This window comes from Erwinia sp. MYb416, assembly GCF_037479575.1.
Classification (GTDB): domain Bacteria; phylum Pseudomonadota; class Gammaproteobacteria; order Enterobacterales; family Enterobacteriaceae; genus Erwinia; species Erwinia rhapontici.
The window spans coordinates 1-1,238 of the sequence record NZ_JBBGYT010000306.1 but is presented as its reverse complement, the minus strand read 5'-3'; the positions used below and the strand labels follow the sequence as shown (position 1 = coordinate 1,238).

1 protein-coding gene is annotated in these 1,238 nt (G+C 58.9%); it reads right to left on the bottom strand.

The features are described from left to right. Positions 1–203: 203 nt before the first annotated feature. On the bottom strand, positions 204–1,238 hold a 1,035-nt coding region (locus WH277_RS02770; protein WP_339504282.1), incomplete at its 5' end, for a histidine-type phosphatase.

Sequence of the window (1,238 nt, the reverse complement as noted above, 5' to 3'; positions counted from 1 at the left end):
CTTTAGTGAGGTGCTACAGGCGGAGGTGGTTCGGGTGGAGCATATTCTCAGCCATGCACGTCGCTGTGCCTATCGGGTGCAGCCTTATCAGTAGTCTGGCACCCGGAGTGCCTCTTCTCCCGGAATGTCGGGGGAAATGGCACCGGGTGCCTTCAACACATCCTTATGTCATCAGCATCATCACCTCGCAGGCTGTTGATACTTTACTGCGCATAGCTCACCGGCGTTTGCAGCTCAGGATCGATATGCTGCCTGATCCGTTTCAGCATTGGCTGATAAGGGCACAGCGTACCGACGGGGGTTATTTTACAGCCGTTGAACGTCAGCTCAGTGATCAGCGGTGGCCGGCTGGCATTCAGCGGGGTGAGCTTGCGGATCTGATCGAGACTCTGTGCCTGGAAATAGACGCGAATAAAGCGTTTGCCGCTGTGCACCTCACGCCAGCGTTCAAACACCAGACTGCCCGCCGGGGGGATGTTGCCGCGCGGATAGTCTGCCTGCTGCCAGCTAAAATTGAGCATGGTGCGCAGCCAGGAAATGTTAGTGTCGTGTGCCACATACAGTAACCAGCGCACGTCCGGTGGGCCGCCCTGCACCTGCTGAGGAGCCAGCGCTTTGGCGATCTGATCCATCAGTATCGATCCGCCACGCTGCGCAATGTAGGGCACGTCGTTGATGTAATCGTATTTGGTGGTCAGCAGCGGCATCAGTTTCGCCACATCGGCCGCCGAGTGCACATGGCCAAAGGCGACGCTGGATGACGGCTGATTTTCGCTCCATGCCAGGCGGAACGTTTCTGCCATATTCGCCAGCGTCGCGAGTCCCTCTACCTCAAAACGGCCGTCCTTGCTACGCTTGATACTCCATGGGTGATCGAAGACAGGGCAGGGATGATCCGCCTGACAGACGGCTGCTTTCAAACGGGCGATCTCCGGGGCGGCACGCTGCTCTGCCTGCTGTACGCTACCGCCCATTGCCTGTTCAATCCCTGCCCGGGCCTGTGCTTCGTCCAGCGGAGCCAGCCCCATCTTATCGCTCTGGAACAAGGGATCGCTGTCACCGCTGACGCTGTGCACCGTCACATCACACCCCGGGAATGCGCCATCGGTTAATGCTTTCGCCGTCGCTTTTGTGCGCTGTAGCGGGCTTGCCCAGACATACAGTGTCTTGCTGTCAGGGCATCCCGACGTCAGCAACCCGGCCTGACGCCAGCCGTTTGCCTCATACCCGCCTTTCAA